This window comes from Paenibacillus sp. TAB_01 (assembly GCF_043945595.1).
GTDB lineage: Bacteria > Bacillota > Bacilli > Paenibacillales > NBRC-103111 > Paenibacillus_S.
On the sequence record NZ_JBIFNP010000001.1, the window covers coordinates 2,852,553 to 2,866,906 of the forward strand.

The following is a 14,354-nucleotide window of genomic DNA, read 5'->3' on the forward strand; positions in this document are numbered from 1 at the left end:
GAGAGAAGGTACAGTAATCGTACAGCTTTGCTCTCAATTACTCGATCCAGCGATATGTTTCATATCCCGTCGGTTCGGTCTTTTGCGACCCGCTCAACCCATAGCGTCTGCAATTTTTTCTATGAAAACATCTAAATTCTACCAACTTTGTGGTAAACTGCATAGAAACGGCTTCTTTTGCTTTGCAGCTCTGAAATGGTTGGTCCGCTTCCATTTCATCTGCGATGCGAAGTACATACGAAGCTGTCCTCACGAAAGGAGCATTTTCCATGATGGACAATACAAACGATCATACGCTGCGTCTTCTATTTCCGCAGTGGCAAGGTGGAGGGAATAATCCTCCCTATATATTGGGAGCCCGTTTGCTAAACTGGCTTGCTCCCAAGTCAGAGGGGCCTTTTGAAGAAGTGTCCGTAAGTTCCAATCTTGATGAGGAAATAGTGAAATCATGGAAAAAGGTACCGTGCTGAAACAAGCCCGCTATGCCAAGGAACGAATTCATAAACACAATCCTGAACATATCGTCGTTTTGGGGGGAGATTGCAGCGTCGAACTTGCTCCTTTTGCATATCTGAATGAGAAATATGATGGGGACACGGCTCTGCTCTGGGTTGATGCTCATCCTGACGTCTATATTCCGGAAGATATCCCAAACCATCACGCAATAGTTCTTGCGAATTTACTTGGGGTGGGCGATAAACAATTTGTCGCAGAGGTCCCGCGTATTTTTAAACCTGAACAGGTATTATTCGTAGGGTTAAATGATTTATTGGAGCCTTTAAACGCTGAGCCGCTGCGAAACATGAAATTGGATATTGTGGGGCCTGGGACCGGATGAAATAAAGCAGGATAGTTCAAAGGTGCTGCGATGGCTGGATGAACGGAAACTATCTAAAATAATGATTCATTTTGATCTGGATGTACTGGATATGACACAATTCCGTTCGCTTTTGGTTGCTTACCCGGAAACATACGAGGAGTATAAGGATAAGTAAGGATAAGTTCCCGCGGGGAGTCAAAATGGAAACGATTATCCGTATTTTGCAAGATACAGCCAAAGCATATGATGTCATCGGTTTAGGGATAACTGAGCATTTCCCTTGGGATTCTTATTTCTTGCTGAATATGCTCTCTCGTTTGCCTTTAATTGGCGATATTAACAAGACCGAACGCCCTAAATTTAACCCGCTATAAATCATGATAATCTGGCAGATCCGAGGTTTCCTAACAAAGCTCGGGTCAAGCCTTCTCTCAGAAGATAAGGAGCCATTCCTGTAATGAAGTAATTTGAGCTTTGAACGAAAAAAGCGCCTCTTGTATACTGGGAATCGTTGTTCTCGACCAAAAGAACAAAACCCACATACGAAAAGAGGCACCTACTATGAAGCATAAGCTAAAACAGAAACAGAATCAACGGATTACACGAATTACCGATTCGACGCTGGTTGTCGGTGCGGACATTGCCAAGAAGATTCATGTAGCGCGTGCAGTAGATTTTCGTGGAATTGAACTGGGCAAGGATTGCGTGTTCCACAACGATCAGGGAGGGTTGACAAAACTGGCGACGTGGATGAAGGAGCTCGGACAAACACATGGCAAGACTGATATTGTGTTTGGAATTGAGCCAACCGGACACTATTGGTTCCCGCTCGCAGCATTTCTGCAGGAACAAGGCATTCAGGTCGTTGTCGTCAATCTGCATCATGTCAGCAAGACGAAAGAACTTGAGGACAACTCGCAGACGAAAAGCGACTATAAAGATGCCAAAGTCATTGCGGATCTCATTCGGAACGGGAAGTACTCGGAGCCGAAATTGCCTACAAAAGAATACGCAGATTTACGAATCCTGATGAACCTGCGGGAGAAGGTGTCGGCCAGCTTGACGCAAGTGAAAGGTCGCATCGGCAACTGGTTTGACAGGTTTTTTCCGGAGTACATCGGTGTCTTTAAGGATTGGGACGGCAAAGCTTCGCTCATGACGATGAGGGCATTTCCGTTGCCGGCAGACATCGTCGCCAAGGGGGCCAGAGACGTCCTGGCTCACTGGAAGACGGACGTGAAGCGTGGCGTGGGGATCAAGCGTGCAGAAAAGCTATACGCTGTCGCTGTTGCGTCTATCGGACTGGTAGAAGGCGCCGTCGCGGCTCGAATGGAACTTCATACGCTGCTCGGGCAGTTCGACCTGTTTAACGATCAACTGGAATCCATTATGGGGCAAGTCATGCGGATCCTGGAGAACATTCCTGGAGTAATACAAATGCTGACCGTACCGGGAGTTGGAGCGATTACCGTGGCTGGATTTCTAGCTGAGGTTGGGGATCTAAACAACTACGATCACGGTCAACAAATTATTCGACTCGCCGGGCTAAACCTCAAAGAGAACAGCTCGGGTAAACGCAAGGGCAAGACGGGAATTAGCAAGCGAGGACGATCACGCCTGCGAGCGCTCTTGTACCGCGCGGTGATGCCAATGGTGGCTAAGAATGAGGCTTTTAAGTCGCTTCACAAGCACTATACAACGCGAAGCCAAAATCCACTCAAGAAAAAGCAGTCCCTCATCGCCTTGTGTGGCAAACTCATTCGAGTTCTGCACACGCTGGGGACAAAGCAAAGAGAGTACAACGCAATTGACGTTATGGGTCCCGTTAGGAGCTACCAGATACAGCAAGAGGCTGCTTAGAGCAAGAAAGCAAATACCTGGAATCTCGCATTATTCACAAGTGAACAACTATGACAACGGAAGCACCGGAGAAGCCGACGAACAATATTCCATAAGGGCAACGACCCCGTAAAGGAGCAAGAATCGGCATCCACCCCTTGAGAGGTAGAACGAAGGAATGTGAGGGCATAGACCCAGCGTGACATGGGAGGGTAAACCTCGAGGGTGAATGTGGATATCCAACTGTGCGATCATACCGAATAATCCACAGTTTTGGAATCTGATATCCTAAGCTCTATTCCCGCCTACGCTCTGACTTCAATCAGTTGCACAGGCCGCATTCTCCACTATTATCGCTCAAGCTGTCAAAGTTGAAATATTGAGAATTCGTGAGAAACCAGGAGAAAACATTACTTTATAGTAGGAGGAACAACTATGACAAAAACGAATCCAATCATCGTTCCGCATTTATGGTTTGACAAGGCGGCGTATGAAGCGGCGAAGTTTTATGCTTCCATATTCCCGGACTCCAAAATTACGAATACAGCTACCTTCCACGACACACCATCCGGCGATTCCGATATCGTTTCTTTTGAGCTGTGGGGGCAGAAGTTCATGGCTATCAGCGCAGGTCCTTTTTTCAAGTTCAATCCGTCCGTGTCGTTTATGGTTAATTTTGACCCCTCGCGAGAAAAAGACGCAAGAGAAAAAATAGATAAGGTTTGGAGCAAATTGTCTGAAGGCGGCATGGCGTTGATGCCTCTGGATAAGTATCCTTTCAGTGAGAGGTATGGCTGGATTCAAGATAAGTATGGTTTGTCTTGGCAGTTAATTCTTACCAATCCAGAAGGTGAAGAACGGCCGGCGATCCTGCCGTCTCTCATGTTTGTCGGTAACAAATGCGGTAAAGCGGAAGAGGCGGTTCAGTTTTATTTATCCGTATTTAAGAACTCCAGGCAGGGACTTAGGGTCCGCTACCCTCAAGGCATGGAACCTAATCAGGAAGGAACAATCATGTTTTCTGATTTCATGCTTGAAAATCAGTGGTTTACCGCAATGGACAGCGCGGCCGAGCACAAATTCAGTTTCAACGAAGCAGTCTCGTTTATGGTATATTGTGACATCCAAGAAGAGATTGATTACTACTGGGATAAGCTTACTGCAGTTCCTGAAGCCGAGCAGTGCGGCTGGCTGAAAGATAAGTACGGACTATCCTGGCAAATTGTGCCGATAGAGATGGAAGAGATTATGAATAACGGTACACCGGAGCAAATCGCGCGCGTAACGAAGGCGTTTCTTAAAATGAAGAAATTTGATCTTGCGGAGCTGCAGAAAGCCTACAAGGGATAATCTAACATACAGCCAGCTGCTGGATAGCATGGCAGGGCTGAGCGATTCGAACAAATAACAAATGACTGAATAACCTTTCCATGGGCCGCGTCGTATAGCTTATTTGTTACCTCCGTTTTTACACGCGGCCAATTCTTTTGCGACAAAAACCTCTTCTAATTTAGACTCATGTCCCCAATTCCACAATTAGGTACAAATACCTGTTTTTTCGACAAAATGTGACTGCAATCACAGCCTTTTAGCATGGATAATTATAGTATAAATATGAAAGCAGGATGGTTCATTTATACATGGAATTCAGCAAAATTTGCTTATGTAATAGGGTTTATAGTGTTAAACTGCTGAGCCATGAATGCTAAAGTTATAGTCAAAAAGCGGTGTATTTATAAGTTATAAAGAAAATTTAATGGGGTTTATTATTGGAATCATTGTAAGATTCGGTATACTAAAATAGTCCGATTGACCTATAAAAAATTGGCAGTTATGACGCAAGATTAACGGTCTTTTAGCGAGGCTGAAGGAAATATTTTGAAGTTTTCCAATTCTGTTTTGACCTAATTGAATCTTTTGTGGAGGCGAGGAGCGGCTATTCTCAACTGGGCACTTGAATAGCAAGGAGCTAGTATTGCAACCGACCCTAGTTTGCGTTTGGGTGGGTTATTTTGTGCGGTCTTTTATGAAAACCGGATAGGAACATGAATTTACAATATGAAGCGGGTGGTAAAATATGGGGAATGAAAACTTGGAGACAGCGCGCGATTGGACATATCCTTTTTTTGGAAACCTCCTTGTTCGATAGGGATGAAAGCTTGAAAGAAGCATTAAAGGAACTGGCCGATGTCAGGCATGCCTTGGATCAATCCTCCATTGTAGCCATCACGGATGCGGGCAGGATGATTCTTTATGTGAATGACCAGTTCTGCAGAATCTCCCAGTATGAACGAAAAGAATTGCTTGGCCAAGATCATCGTATTCTCAATTCCGGGTATCACTCGTCTTCTTTCTTTAGAAAGATGTGGTTCGCGATCGGGTTCGGACAGGTTTGGCGCGGAGAAATACGGAATAAAGCCAAGGATGGTTCATTCTATTGGGTGGATACGACAATTGTCCCGTTTCTAACGGAGCAGGGAAAGCCGTATCAATATATTTCGATTCGAAACGATATCAGCCTGCAGAAACAGATGGAGGAAGATATAAGGAAAAGCGAGGAAATGTACCGTTTAATTACCGAAAATTCATCGGATCTGATCTCTATTATTGATGCAGAGGGAAAATTTAAGTATGTGTCTCCTTCTCACCGCAGTTATTGGGATACGAGCTGGCTGATTTTGAACAGCATTACATGTACGAATGGATCCATGAAGAAGACCGGGAGCATTTCAACAAGGTGATTCAAGATCAGCAAGGCACAGGGGAGGCATCCCCGCTGCTGGAGCTCAGAGTGCGTACGAAGCATAGCGATTATTACGACATGGAAACCGGAATTAATCCGATTATCGATCCATCAGGGATCGTGAGCAGCTTGGTTCTCGTGATGCGCAATATAACTGAGCGGAAAAGATCGGAACGAATGATCCACCATCTGGCTTATCATGACACGCTGACCGATTTGCCGAACCGAAGATTATTTATGGATCGTTTGCGCAAAGAAATCCACCAAGCCAAGCAGCTTCGTTTGCAGCTGGCTATCATGTTCCTTGATCTGGACCGGTTTAAAAACATAAATGATTCGCTCGGCCGCGAGGCTGGCGATCTGATTCTAATCGAAGCGTCTCAACGGATCAGCCAGTGTATTCGTTCGAATGATATGGTAGCCCGCTTGGGAGGCGATGAGTTTATCGTATTATTAACCAACATATCCAGTCCAGAAGAAGTCGCGTCCATCTCCCGGCGAATCCAAAAAAGTCTGCAAAAGCCGATTGATTTCAAAGGCAAGCTGTTTCATATTTCTTGCAGTATGGGCATCGCTCTCTTTCCATCGGATGGAAGGGTGCCTAAAGAACTGATGAAACGGGCAGATATGGCCCTTTATGCGGTGAAAGACAGCGGCAGAAACGGCATTTCATTCTTTCGCTTGGATATGGAAGAACGCTCCCTGGAACGTATTCTTTTGGAAAATGAGCTTCGATACCTTGAAAATCGACGCTTCGTTCATCCGGGATATTCACCAGAATAAGGAAAGCCATGCGATTGTCAAGGCAATATTGACTATTGCTCAAACGCTCGGCTTAAACGTCATTGCTGAAGGTGTCGAAAATCAAGAACAGTTAGCTGTGCTGAGTGAAGATGGCTGCGACCAGGGGCAAGGCTTCCTGTTCAGTAAGCCGCTGTCCAGTCATGATTTTGAACAGTACTTGAGCGGTGTGCCCGCAGCAACATATATTAAATAGGTCGAGGGGACTTGAGCATATGAACTTTTTTACTAAAAAGACAAAATCGTGGACGGAATACCTGGATCATGCATGTGCAACCGATATCACCCCTGTAGGAGAGCGGGTCAAGGAACTCTTGGCGTTTATGGGCATCAACCAGGATACCCTTGCAAAGATCAAAGAGGCTGCGCACATTCTTTACCCGTATAAGTCCGAAATGATAACTCAATTTTACGAGTCCATCACTTCCGTTGAGCATCTTCAGACAGCGTCTGACCTGGTCGTGAAGCTGTTAACTCAGCTGGAATCGGAGCTGTAACAAAATATATCGCAAAGCCTGAAGACATTTCATTCGTCTTCAGGCTTTTATTTTAGAGATACACCGTCTCCAATGTGCAGACTTCTCCAAGTACTGCATAAAAAAGGAAGGGAAAGAACATGATAAATTTTAAATAAACGAGGAGGAGTTTGACATGAAGCTGCTCAGCTTGATCCGTTTTCTAAGAAAACCATTGAAAACAACGAAGACTGAGCACCTTGACCGGACGCAGCAGCCTGCAGCAAAGCAGAGCCGTCAAATCATGTATTCGGATCTGCAGCAAAATCTGGATAAACTCCGCTCCATCTATTCCAATTGTTCCGATATCATTATCCGTTCTTTCGTTATTGGCGGCCATACCCAAGCCATAATGATGTATATTGAAGGTTTAGCAGACTCCGAAAGCATTGAGGAGCATCTCTTTGTTCCCCTCATAGAGGGAGAGGCGGGGGATGGTCAAGATCTTGCCTACTTGAAGAAAAGGATCACGCTGGCGCAAATCATGGAATTCAATACATTCGAGCAATGTGTCGAGTTTCTTTCTAACGGCTATCCCATCCTCATCGTAGATAAGATAACGCAAGGCCTCGCCTTCGGATTATCTAAATGGGAGAAGCGGGCTATCGAGGAGCCCTCTGCAGAAGCGGGAATACGCGGCCCGCGGGAAGGCTTCACTGAAACTCTTCGCGTCAACACCTCCCAAATACGCAGAATCATCAAAAGTCCGCATCTGAAAATGGAATCCATTACGATTGGGGAATACACCCAAACCCGCACCGTGATCGCTTATATTGATGGACTCGCCGATTTGACGGTCGTCGATGAGATCAAGAAGCGGCTGCAAGAGGTACAAATAGACGGTATTCTGGAGAGCGGCTATATCGAAGAATTGATTAGAGACCATCCTTTCTCGCCCTTTCCTTTGATGCTGAATACGGAACGGCCTGATGTAGCCTGCAGCAATTTATTGGAGGGACGAGTAGCTGTTCTGACCGAAGGTACTCCCTTTGTTTTAGTTGCCCCGATAACCTTGTTTTCTTTAATGCAAACTCAAGAGGATTACTACCAAGGCTATTGGTACGGTACGATGACCCGCTTGCTGCGGTATTGCTTTACTTTGATATCTCTTCTTCTGCCTTCTTTTTATGTGGCCGTGCTTACCTTTCATCAAGAGATGATACCAGGCTCTTTGTTAGTCAGCATGGCAAGCTCGAGGGAAGAAATACCGTTCCCGGCGCTGGTCGAAGTAATCATTATGGAAGTTTTTTTCGAAGCGCTTCGGGAGGCGGGAATACGGCTGCCGAAGCAAATCGGCGCCGCCGTCAGCATTGTCGGGGCGCTTGTGATCGGGCAAGCGGCCGTTCAGGCCGGTCTCATATCTGCACCGATGGTGATTGTCGTTGCCCTTGGAGGCATCTCCTCATTTATGATACCAAGATATGTAGCCGGAATAGCTATAAGGATGCTGCGATTCCCTTTAATGATGCTTGCAGGGACACTTGGATTGGCCGGTATCATGATGGGATTAATCTTAATTGTGCTGCACCTGTGCAAATTGCGCTCATTCGGCGTACCTTACTTAGCCTCGATTACCAATCCGCAGCTGAAAGAATTGAAGGATGTTCTCTTTAGATCGCCATGGTGGATGATGAATACGCGTCCTCGCCTGACAGGGGGCTATAATAAGTACAGGCAGGGGAACCGGCAAATGTCTGCTTCATGGGAAGAGGATGAGTAACCGTTCACTTGCTTACGATTTACGGCAAGCGATGCAATTATCAGCATAAGGAAAAGGAAAACGGTCTCTATGAAAATACGATTGATGGTAATGACACTGTGCTTGGCTTGTATTTCGCTTGCAGGCTGCTGGGATCGCACAGAAATTAATGACCTCGCTATCGTTACAGGCTTGGCTTTCGATCGGGGAAAAGACGATCGCCTCATTCAACTGACCGTACAAATTTTTATTCCCAAGAGTCAAAAGGGAGATTCCACCGATGGCGGAAGTGCCGGTGAATCGCCGCACACCATCGTGCGGTATGAAGAAGGATACAATGCTGCCGACGCTTTGTCCAAGCTCCAACGCACAACGTCCCGTAAGTTATTTTGGGGACAGTGCAAAGTTTTTATTCTCAGTGACGCCGTAGCAACGGCAGGAATCCGGGAGCATTTCGATTTCCTAGTTCGGCATCCTCAGCCCAGGGAACGAGCATTTATGTTCGTCAGTAAAGGTAAAGCGTCAGAGGCGCTGAGACTGCTCCCTCCGATGGAGCGTACTTCAGCGGAGGTGCTTCGTGAATTGGCCAAAAATAAAATCGGCATCGGAGTAACGCTGGAAGAATTGAGCATCATGTTAAAAGGAGAATCCAGGTCAGCCGTGCTCCCTATTATCCGCATTCTTCCACCGGAAAAGCCTGCTGATTCGCTGCAAACGAATCCTTTTATATTGGGTACTGCCGTCTTCAAGAAGGATAAAATGATTGGCGAAATATCGGAAAAGGTTACGCGAGGGGTCATGTGGATCCGAAACGATATTGAGGAATATACCGTGACATTCCGGCCCGATCAGCACCAGGGGGATGTATCGTTAAACCCTGTTAAAGCCAGTGTTAAGCTTATTCCCAAAATCGAAGGAAATAAGTGGAAGATGACGATTAAAGTAAGGACAGAAGGAGACATGATTCAGAATGGGACCTTGTCGAATCCCATGAATCCGGATTTTCTGAATCAACTGGAGCAAGCATTTGCTGAGGATGTACAAGGGCGCATCCAGCTGGCCCTCCGTGAGGTTCAACAGGGATTGAAGGCGGATATATTTGATTTTGCCCAAGCGTTCCAGGGGAAATATCCCAGACAGTGGGAACAAGCGAAGGGCCGGTGGGAGGAGCTGTTTCCGAAGGTTGAAGTCCGCACGGATGTTAAAGCTTATATATCAAGACCCGGCCTCACCAATTCACCGGGCGGGGTGACGGAAGAAGAGGTGTCGACTTCATGAATTGGAGCTTCTTCGGGTGCGTAACGGCTGCGATATCCATCATTGCATGGTTTGAATGGCCCCGGTTGAAACAAAAGCCAGCAAGGGATCGGGCGGCGTTCATATCGCTTCTTCTGCTGGGCTGGATCTTATCCATGTTTGATCTGCCTCATATACCGGGGCCGACAAACTATCTGCAGCATATCTATAAGCCGCTGAGCGGATGGTTGAAGCACTAGCTTGTAACGATGCAGGAAGAATAGAGAGGATGGGCGGCAGTGAAGCATAAAGATCGTCAGAGGAGAGGACCGCAGATGCTGGATAAAGGGAAAATATCTTCGCTTCAACTCGGAGTATTGATGTATCCGACGGTATTTGCCGTAGGGGTTCTCGTTCTTCCGGCGAGCGCCGCATTTTATGCCAAGAACGACTTCTGGATGACGGGGATCTTTACCGTGGTAGCGGGCTATGCTGCGGTGTTTGCAGCCACCCGGCTGTACCGCCTGTTTCCCGGCATGACCATTGCACAGTATAGCGAGCAGATCATCGGAACATGGGCCGGGAAGGCGGTGACCTTACTGTTCAGCTTTCATCTGCTGCAAATCACGGGTATTATTTCCAGGCAGTATGCCGAGTTCGTCAAGGGAAATTTTCTATTCGAAACGCCTATCCTTATTATTATTTCCTCGATGGTATTGGTTGCAGCCATTGCTGTACGCGGCGGTGTAGAGATGATTGCAAGGAGCGCCATGATTTTCACGCCTATCTTTATTTTGCCCATGTTTAGTCTTCTTCTGCTGTTTCCGGATCTGCATATCAAAAATATGTTTCCCGTCCTGGGACACGGCATCCTTCCCGTATTGAAGGGCGCAGCTGCGCCGCAGGCCTGGGTAGCCCAGCTGTTTTTGATTACCTTCTTTCTGCCTTCTTTGTCGGACCCCCAGAAAGGAAAAAAGTGGGCATTGTTATCGCTTATTGCCATTATTTTTAGTATGACCTTTATCAATCTGATGACCTTATGGCTGCTTGGAGCGGATACGGGTAACAAAACGTACCCGGTTCTGGCTGCTGTCCGTTATATCAGCATCGCCGATTTCTTCGAAAACTTGGAGGCGTTAATATTGGCGATGTGGATTGTCGGCAATTTTATAAAAATCACGGTATTTTATTATGCCGTCGTCCTTTCTGTAGGACAATGCTGGAAGCTGTCGGACTACCGTCCTATCGTATTTCCGGTGGGCATTCTGGTGATAGCATGCAGCATATGGGGGTTCCCGAGCTTTACCAGCGTGGGCCTGCACGCAAGAATCATAGCCCCGTTTGATGTACCGGTATACCAAGTTGTGATTCCGCTGCTGCTGCTCGGTATTGCCAGCCTTCGCCGCAAATTTTCCGGAGACAAAGAAGGTGAGTCGAGTGGCTAAATAGAGCGGACAAGTTATACACTTGCATGCCTGCCCTTGGACAAAACCAGGATTGCCGCTGCCATGAGGAGGATACCCATAAATGCGGGTGCGGCATGACCGAGGGATACATAAATCTGACCTCCGATGATAGGCTCAATCATTCTGGCTAAAGCCTGAATGGATTGGCTGCCTCCTTGAATCCTCCCTTGTTCACTGGAATCGACGGACTTGGAGAGCATCCCATTAAATGAAGGCCCGAAGATCGAATCGCCAAAGCCAAAGATAAACATTCCGGCGATAAACAGAGGATAGAAGGAGAACAAGGCCGATGCTGCAATAAGGCTGTAGCCTATCATCTCCGACACCATTCCAAGCATGGCTATCTGTTTATCACTAAGCTTCTTTAATAGCTTGGGCATAATAAAGCCCTGTGAAATGATGTCCTGGACGCCCATTATTGAAAACATCAATCCGATGAGTGCAGGCTTCCAATGGAAAGTATCCATTGTAAATTGTGAAAACACGGCCTGTAAAGACCCGTTAGGTATCCAAAGTAAGAACGCGGAGACCAGCAGCCTTGTTAAGTTTCTCATGGAAAGTATGCTGGCAAGCTGTGTAAATGGATTCAGTCTTACAAGAGTAATTTCTTTCAGCCTCTTCTTCTTGTCAAGGCTCTCAGGCATATATAACATCCCGAAAACCACATTCATTAAAGTGATTATAGCTCCGAAATACATGGGGGCGGCATAACCAAACTTGGCAAATAATCCGCCTAGCGTAGGGCCGATGACGGTGCCTGCACCAACAACCGCACTCACCCATCCAAAGTATTTGGTTCTCTGCTGCGGAGGAATGATGTCCGCAAAATAGGCGAAGATCGTGCTAATGCTTCCTCCAGTTACCCCTTCAATTATACGCCCGGCAAATAGTACCCATAGAGCTCCTCCTATGCCAAAAACGAAGTAGCCGATTGCGGAGCCCAAAAGGCATAGTAAGAGCAAAGGACGACGGCCATATTTGTCGCTCAAAGCTCCAAGTACGGGGGCCGCAAAAAATACGCAGACGGCATAAACGGAGGTCAGCAGCGTAACGACTATGGCTTGTTCTCCCGGACTGCTTGTATAAGGCTGTACCAAGAATGGGACGACAGGTGCTATGATACTGAAGCCTATTCCGCACAGAAACACCGACATAAGGCCGAATAGCAGCGCCTTCTTATCTACGGTTTGTTCTGTGTTCGGTTCATTGTGTAATCTAAATTTGAACATGAATTTCTCCCCTCAAAGGTCGTAATTTTGATTCCTTGGAAACAAAACAACCATATCAAAATATTGTTTCCTTGTCAACAAAATGACAGCAATAAAAAAAGCAGCCTGTTCTCAATAGAGACCGGCTGCCATTAGCTTCATGTATATTCGTCCGAATTATTCCGACTGTATATCGATACCCTGTTTCTTTATTTCAACGTCCAAATGCCTGCTATACTTCTCTATGAAGCTAAGCATGCTGTCATATTGCTCCCCGGTTACCTGATCGAAAACGGCTTTATCCCGCTCTTGGAACTCTTTGTGCAGTTCCTCATGGATTTTGTCAATTATTTTTCCTTGCTCGGTAAGCCTGAAATAAATTTCTTTCTTGTTATCCGGCTTCTGATAGCTTTCAATCAAGCCTTTTTCTATGAGCTTCTTCGTTATTTTACTTATGGCACTTCTCGTCATATAAAAGGACTCCGCAAGCTTCGTCACGTTGGAATCTGCATTCCTTCCAATGTATTCGATACAATGCACTTCAGAAGGCTTATACCCCTTAAGACAGTCTTCCATCTTGATCTTATTAAGCCAAACCATCTTGTTAAATAAGTCCCTGAAGCCCAGGATGACCTGTTCTTTTTTGTTCATGGCCTGTCCTCCCGCCTGTTGGTGCATTAACAATATTATATTAAATTTGCTTCTATTTCAAAAATATTATGAAAGACCTGCTCAAGGAGAAGGTGCGGGGTGGTTTGAACCTACACAACAAGTGATCTCAGTGTCGGAGATCACCCGATTACAGCTAAATATTTCGGAGATACGAGATTGGGTACAGCGGATAGTATATCCGAACCGTACGTACAGCATGTAATTGGCGGCAATACGCCACCTACACCTGTTCAAACGACCGGCACGGTAACAGGGCGTGTTTATGGAGACGGTTATGGATGGATTGATGGCGCATCTGTTACAATCGGTCAGATCGGCGTAACGACGAACGCGCAGGGTGAATTTACATTGAGTGATGTTCCATCAGGGGCCCAGACTGTCACCGCAAGCGCTTATGGGTATGCGGATCATTCCAAAAGCATGACCGTACCTGCCGGTCAAAGCTTCGATGCTGGAACCATCACACTGTATGCTTACACCAGTCAACCGCAAAGTAAACGAAAACACTCGTCAGCTGGTGCATCTTCTACAACTATGACACCTACTGAATCCGATGATGCGAAAGTAGAAGACAGTTCGAAGCCGGCAGAACCCGCGCCGTCTAAACCGGTACAAGCAGGAGAGTATCAGGCCCCTAACGATATTTTTAGAAGCCGGGTTGTTAATGCAGACAGCAATGTAATCGCCGGCGTAGAAGCTAGAACGGCGGAAATACTCCGTAAAGGGGATGACCTTGTTACGCTGAAGTATGATGATGTTGACCGGCACTGGTCTCTTCCTTCCGTTGAAAAACTGACTAAGCTTGGCGTTCTTAATAGCTATCCTGATGGCGGGTTCGAGCCGGACAGCCAAATTACGCGCGCAGAATTTGCAGCAATGATAGACCGTGCTTTTGTGGACATGGCATCGCGCAAAGTAACTCTCAATGAAAACGATTTTGCAGCATTTAGCGATATCCATGATCACTGGTTCACAGATCATCTTAAGGAACTCGTAGCTGTCGGTGTATTGACTAGATACGAGGACGGTACGATCCGGCCGGAAAAAACCATTTCCCGCCAGGAAATGGCCCTTATGATCACTCGTGTGCTGAACGCATCGATCCTTAATCAAGATACATCGAAAGTTCAGTTTACGGATTTGGATGAGGCCTACGGTGCAGATGCAATTAAAAAGGCAGCTGCTTTGGGAATCTTCGATGGGAAGACGGAGCATACGTTCGACCCGAGCAGCGGTGCAACGCGTGCAGAATCAATTGAAGCTATCATAAAAACTTATAGTTTGAGTCCAGCTCTCAAAGAATCATTAAATGAGTTGAAGTAATTAGCGGCTTGACCAAGCGGCGGTTTTGAACC

The 14,354-nt window shown here is 46.4% G+C and carries 16 protein-coding genes; 14 read left to right on the forward strand and 2 right to left on the reverse strand.

Features of this window, described 5'->3' with window-relative positions:
- Positions 1-269 precede the first annotated feature (269 nt).
- From ACHHV8_RS13740 to ACHHV8_RS13800, 13 genes are all read left to right on the forward strand, one after another.
- On the forward strand, positions 270-470 hold the full coding sequence (locus tag ACHHV8_RS13740; protein ID WP_395158759.1) for an arginase: 201 nt from the start codon (positions 270-272) through the stop codon (positions 468-470).
- Positions 449-838: an arginase family protein gene (locus tag ACHHV8_RS13745; RefSeq protein WP_395158760.1), complete on the forward strand. Its 390-nt coding sequence runs from the start codon at positions 449-451 to the stop codon at positions 836-838. Before ACHHV8_RS13740 ends, ACHHV8_RS13745 begins: the two co-directional genes overlap by 22 nt.
- 182 nt (positions 839-1,020) lie before the next feature.
- Positions 1,021-1,194, forward strand: a complete 174-nt coding sequence (locus ACHHV8_RS13750) for a hypothetical protein (RefSeq protein WP_395158761.1) — start codon at positions 1,021-1,023, stop codon at positions 1,192-1,194.
- Between the two features lie 187 nt (positions 1,195-1,381).
- Positions 1,382-2,680 (forward strand): IS110 family RNA-guided transposase, encoded by a 1,299-nt coding sequence (locus tag ACHHV8_RS13755; RefSeq protein WP_395158762.1) that lies wholly within the window; start codon positions 1,382-1,384, stop codon positions 2,678-2,680.
- A gap of 414 nt (positions 2,681-3,094) precedes the next feature.
- Entirely contained in the window at positions 3,095-4,009 is a 915-nt protein-coding gene (locus ACHHV8_RS13760; protein ID WP_395158764.1) for a VOC family protein, read from the forward strand.
- 809 nt (positions 4,010-4,818) lie between these two features.
- Positions 4,819-5,400 carry a PAS domain-containing protein gene (locus ACHHV8_RS13765; protein ID WP_395158766.1) on the forward strand — a complete coding sequence of 194 codons (582 nt, stop codon included), beginning with the start codon at positions 4,819-4,821 and terminating at the stop codon, positions 5,398-5,400.
- Positions 5,352-6,185: a diguanylate cyclase domain-containing protein gene (locus ACHHV8_RS13770; protein WP_395158768.1), complete on the forward strand. Its 834-nt coding sequence runs from the start codon at positions 5,352-5,354 to the stop codon at positions 6,183-6,185. Before ACHHV8_RS13765 ends, ACHHV8_RS13770 begins: the two co-directional genes overlap by 49 nt.
- Positions 6,142-6,399 (forward strand): EAL domain-containing protein, encoded by a 258-nt coding sequence (locus tag ACHHV8_RS13775; protein ID WP_395158770.1) that lies wholly within the window; start codon positions 6,142-6,144, stop codon positions 6,397-6,399. The genes ACHHV8_RS13770 and ACHHV8_RS13775 overlap by 44 nt, the downstream gene beginning before the upstream one ends.
- A gap of 19 nt (positions 6,400-6,418) precedes the next feature.
- Positions 6,419-6,700 carry a globin family protein gene (locus ACHHV8_RS13780; RefSeq protein WP_395158772.1) on the forward strand — a complete coding sequence of 94 codons (282 nt, stop codon included), beginning with the start codon at positions 6,419-6,421 and terminating at the stop codon, positions 6,698-6,700.
- A 154-nt stretch (positions 6,701-6,854) separates the two neighbouring features.
- Positions 6,855-8,438 carry a spore germination protein gene (locus ACHHV8_RS13785; protein ID WP_395158774.1) on the forward strand — a complete coding sequence of 528 codons (1,584 nt, stop codon included), beginning with the start codon at positions 6,855-6,857 and terminating at the stop codon, positions 8,436-8,438.
- A gap of 69 nt (positions 8,439-8,507) precedes the next feature.
- A complete protein-coding gene (locus ACHHV8_RS13790; RefSeq protein ID WP_395158776.1) occupies positions 8,508-9,695 on the forward strand; it encodes a Ger(x)C family spore germination protein in 1,188 nt (395 codons plus the stop codon).
- Entirely contained in the window at positions 9,692-9,913 is a 222-nt protein-coding gene (locus ACHHV8_RS13795) for a hypothetical protein (protein WP_395158778.1), read from the forward strand. The genes ACHHV8_RS13790 and ACHHV8_RS13795 overlap by 4 nt, the downstream gene beginning before the upstream one ends.
- Positions 9,914-9,952: 39 nt before the next feature.
- Positions 9,953-11,098, forward strand: coding sequence for a GerAB/ArcD/ProY family transporter (locus ACHHV8_RS13800; RefSeq protein WP_395158780.1), 1,146 nt, complete (start codon positions 9,953-9,955; stop codon positions 11,096-11,098).
- Positions 11,099-11,112: 14 nt separating this feature from the next.
- On the opposite strand, the gene ACHHV8_RS13805 is transcribed toward ACHHV8_RS13800, so the two are convergent.
- Both ACHHV8_RS13805 and ACHHV8_RS13810 read right to left on the reverse strand, forming a co-directional pair.
- Complete coding sequence (locus tag ACHHV8_RS13805; protein ID WP_395158782.1) at positions 11,113-12,348, reverse strand: MFS transporter; 1,236 nt, start codon at positions 12,346-12,348, stop codon at positions 11,113-11,115.
- 156 nt (positions 12,349-12,504) lie between these two features.
- Positions 12,505-12,978: a MarR family transcriptional regulator gene (locus tag ACHHV8_RS13810; RefSeq protein ID WP_395158784.1), complete on the reverse strand. Its 474-nt coding sequence runs from the start codon at positions 12,976-12,978 to the stop codon at positions 12,505-12,507.
- Between the two features lie 177 nt (positions 12,979-13,155).
- Here ACHHV8_RS13810 and ACHHV8_RS13815 point away from each other — a divergent pair, with 177 nt between their 5' ends.
- Positions 13,156-14,322, forward strand: a complete 1,167-nt coding sequence (locus ACHHV8_RS13815) for an S-layer homology domain-containing protein (protein ID WP_395158786.1) — start codon at positions 13,156-13,158, stop codon at positions 14,320-14,322.
- Positions 14,323-14,354 lie beyond the last annotated feature (32 nt).

Bases quoted from the DNA above. Each gene is read 5' to 3' on its own strand.
- ACHHV8_RS13795 (WP_395158778.1), top strand. From the start codon at position 9,692: ATGAATTGGAGCTTCTTCGGGTGCGTAACGGCTGCGATATCCATCATT.
- ACHHV8_RS13740 (WP_395158759.1), top strand. From the start codon at position 270: ATGATGGACAATACAAACGATCATACGCTGCGTCTTCTATTTCCGCAG.
- ACHHV8_RS13785 (WP_395158774.1), top strand. From the start codon at position 6,855: ATGAAGCTGCTCAGCTTGATCCGTTTTCTAAGAAAACCATTGAAAACA.
- ACHHV8_RS13780 (WP_395158772.1), top strand. From the start codon at position 6,419: ATGAACTTTTTTACTAAAAAGACAAAATCGTGGACGGAATACCTGGAT.
- ACHHV8_RS13805 (WP_395158782.1), bottom strand. From the start codon at position 12,348: ATGTTCAAATTTAGATTACACAATGAACCGAACACAGAACAAACCGTA.
- ACHHV8_RS13770 (WP_395158768.1), top strand. From the start codon at position 5,352: ATGTACGAATGGATCCATGAAGAAGACCGGGAGCATTTCAACAAGGTG.
- ACHHV8_RS13810 (WP_395158784.1), bottom strand. From the start codon at position 12,978: ATGAACAAAAAAGAACAGGTCATCCTGGGCTTCAGGGACTTATTTAAC.
- ACHHV8_RS13790 (WP_395158776.1), top strand. From the start codon at position 8,508: ATGAAAATACGATTGATGGTAATGACACTGTGCTTGGCTTGTATTTCG.
- ACHHV8_RS13750 (WP_395158761.1), top strand. From the start codon at position 1,021: ATGGAAACGATTATCCGTATTTTGCAAGATACAGCCAAAGCATATGAT.
- ACHHV8_RS13760 (WP_395158764.1), top strand. From the start codon at position 3,095: ATGACAAAAACGAATCCAATCATCGTTCCGCATTTATGGTTTGACAAG.
- ACHHV8_RS13755 (WP_395158762.1), top strand. From the start codon at position 1,382: ATGAAGCATAAGCTAAAACAGAAACAGAATCAACGGATTACACGAATT.
- ACHHV8_RS13745 (WP_395158760.1), top strand. From the start codon at position 449: ATGGAAAAAGGTACCGTGCTGAAACAAGCCCGCTATGCCAAGGAACGA.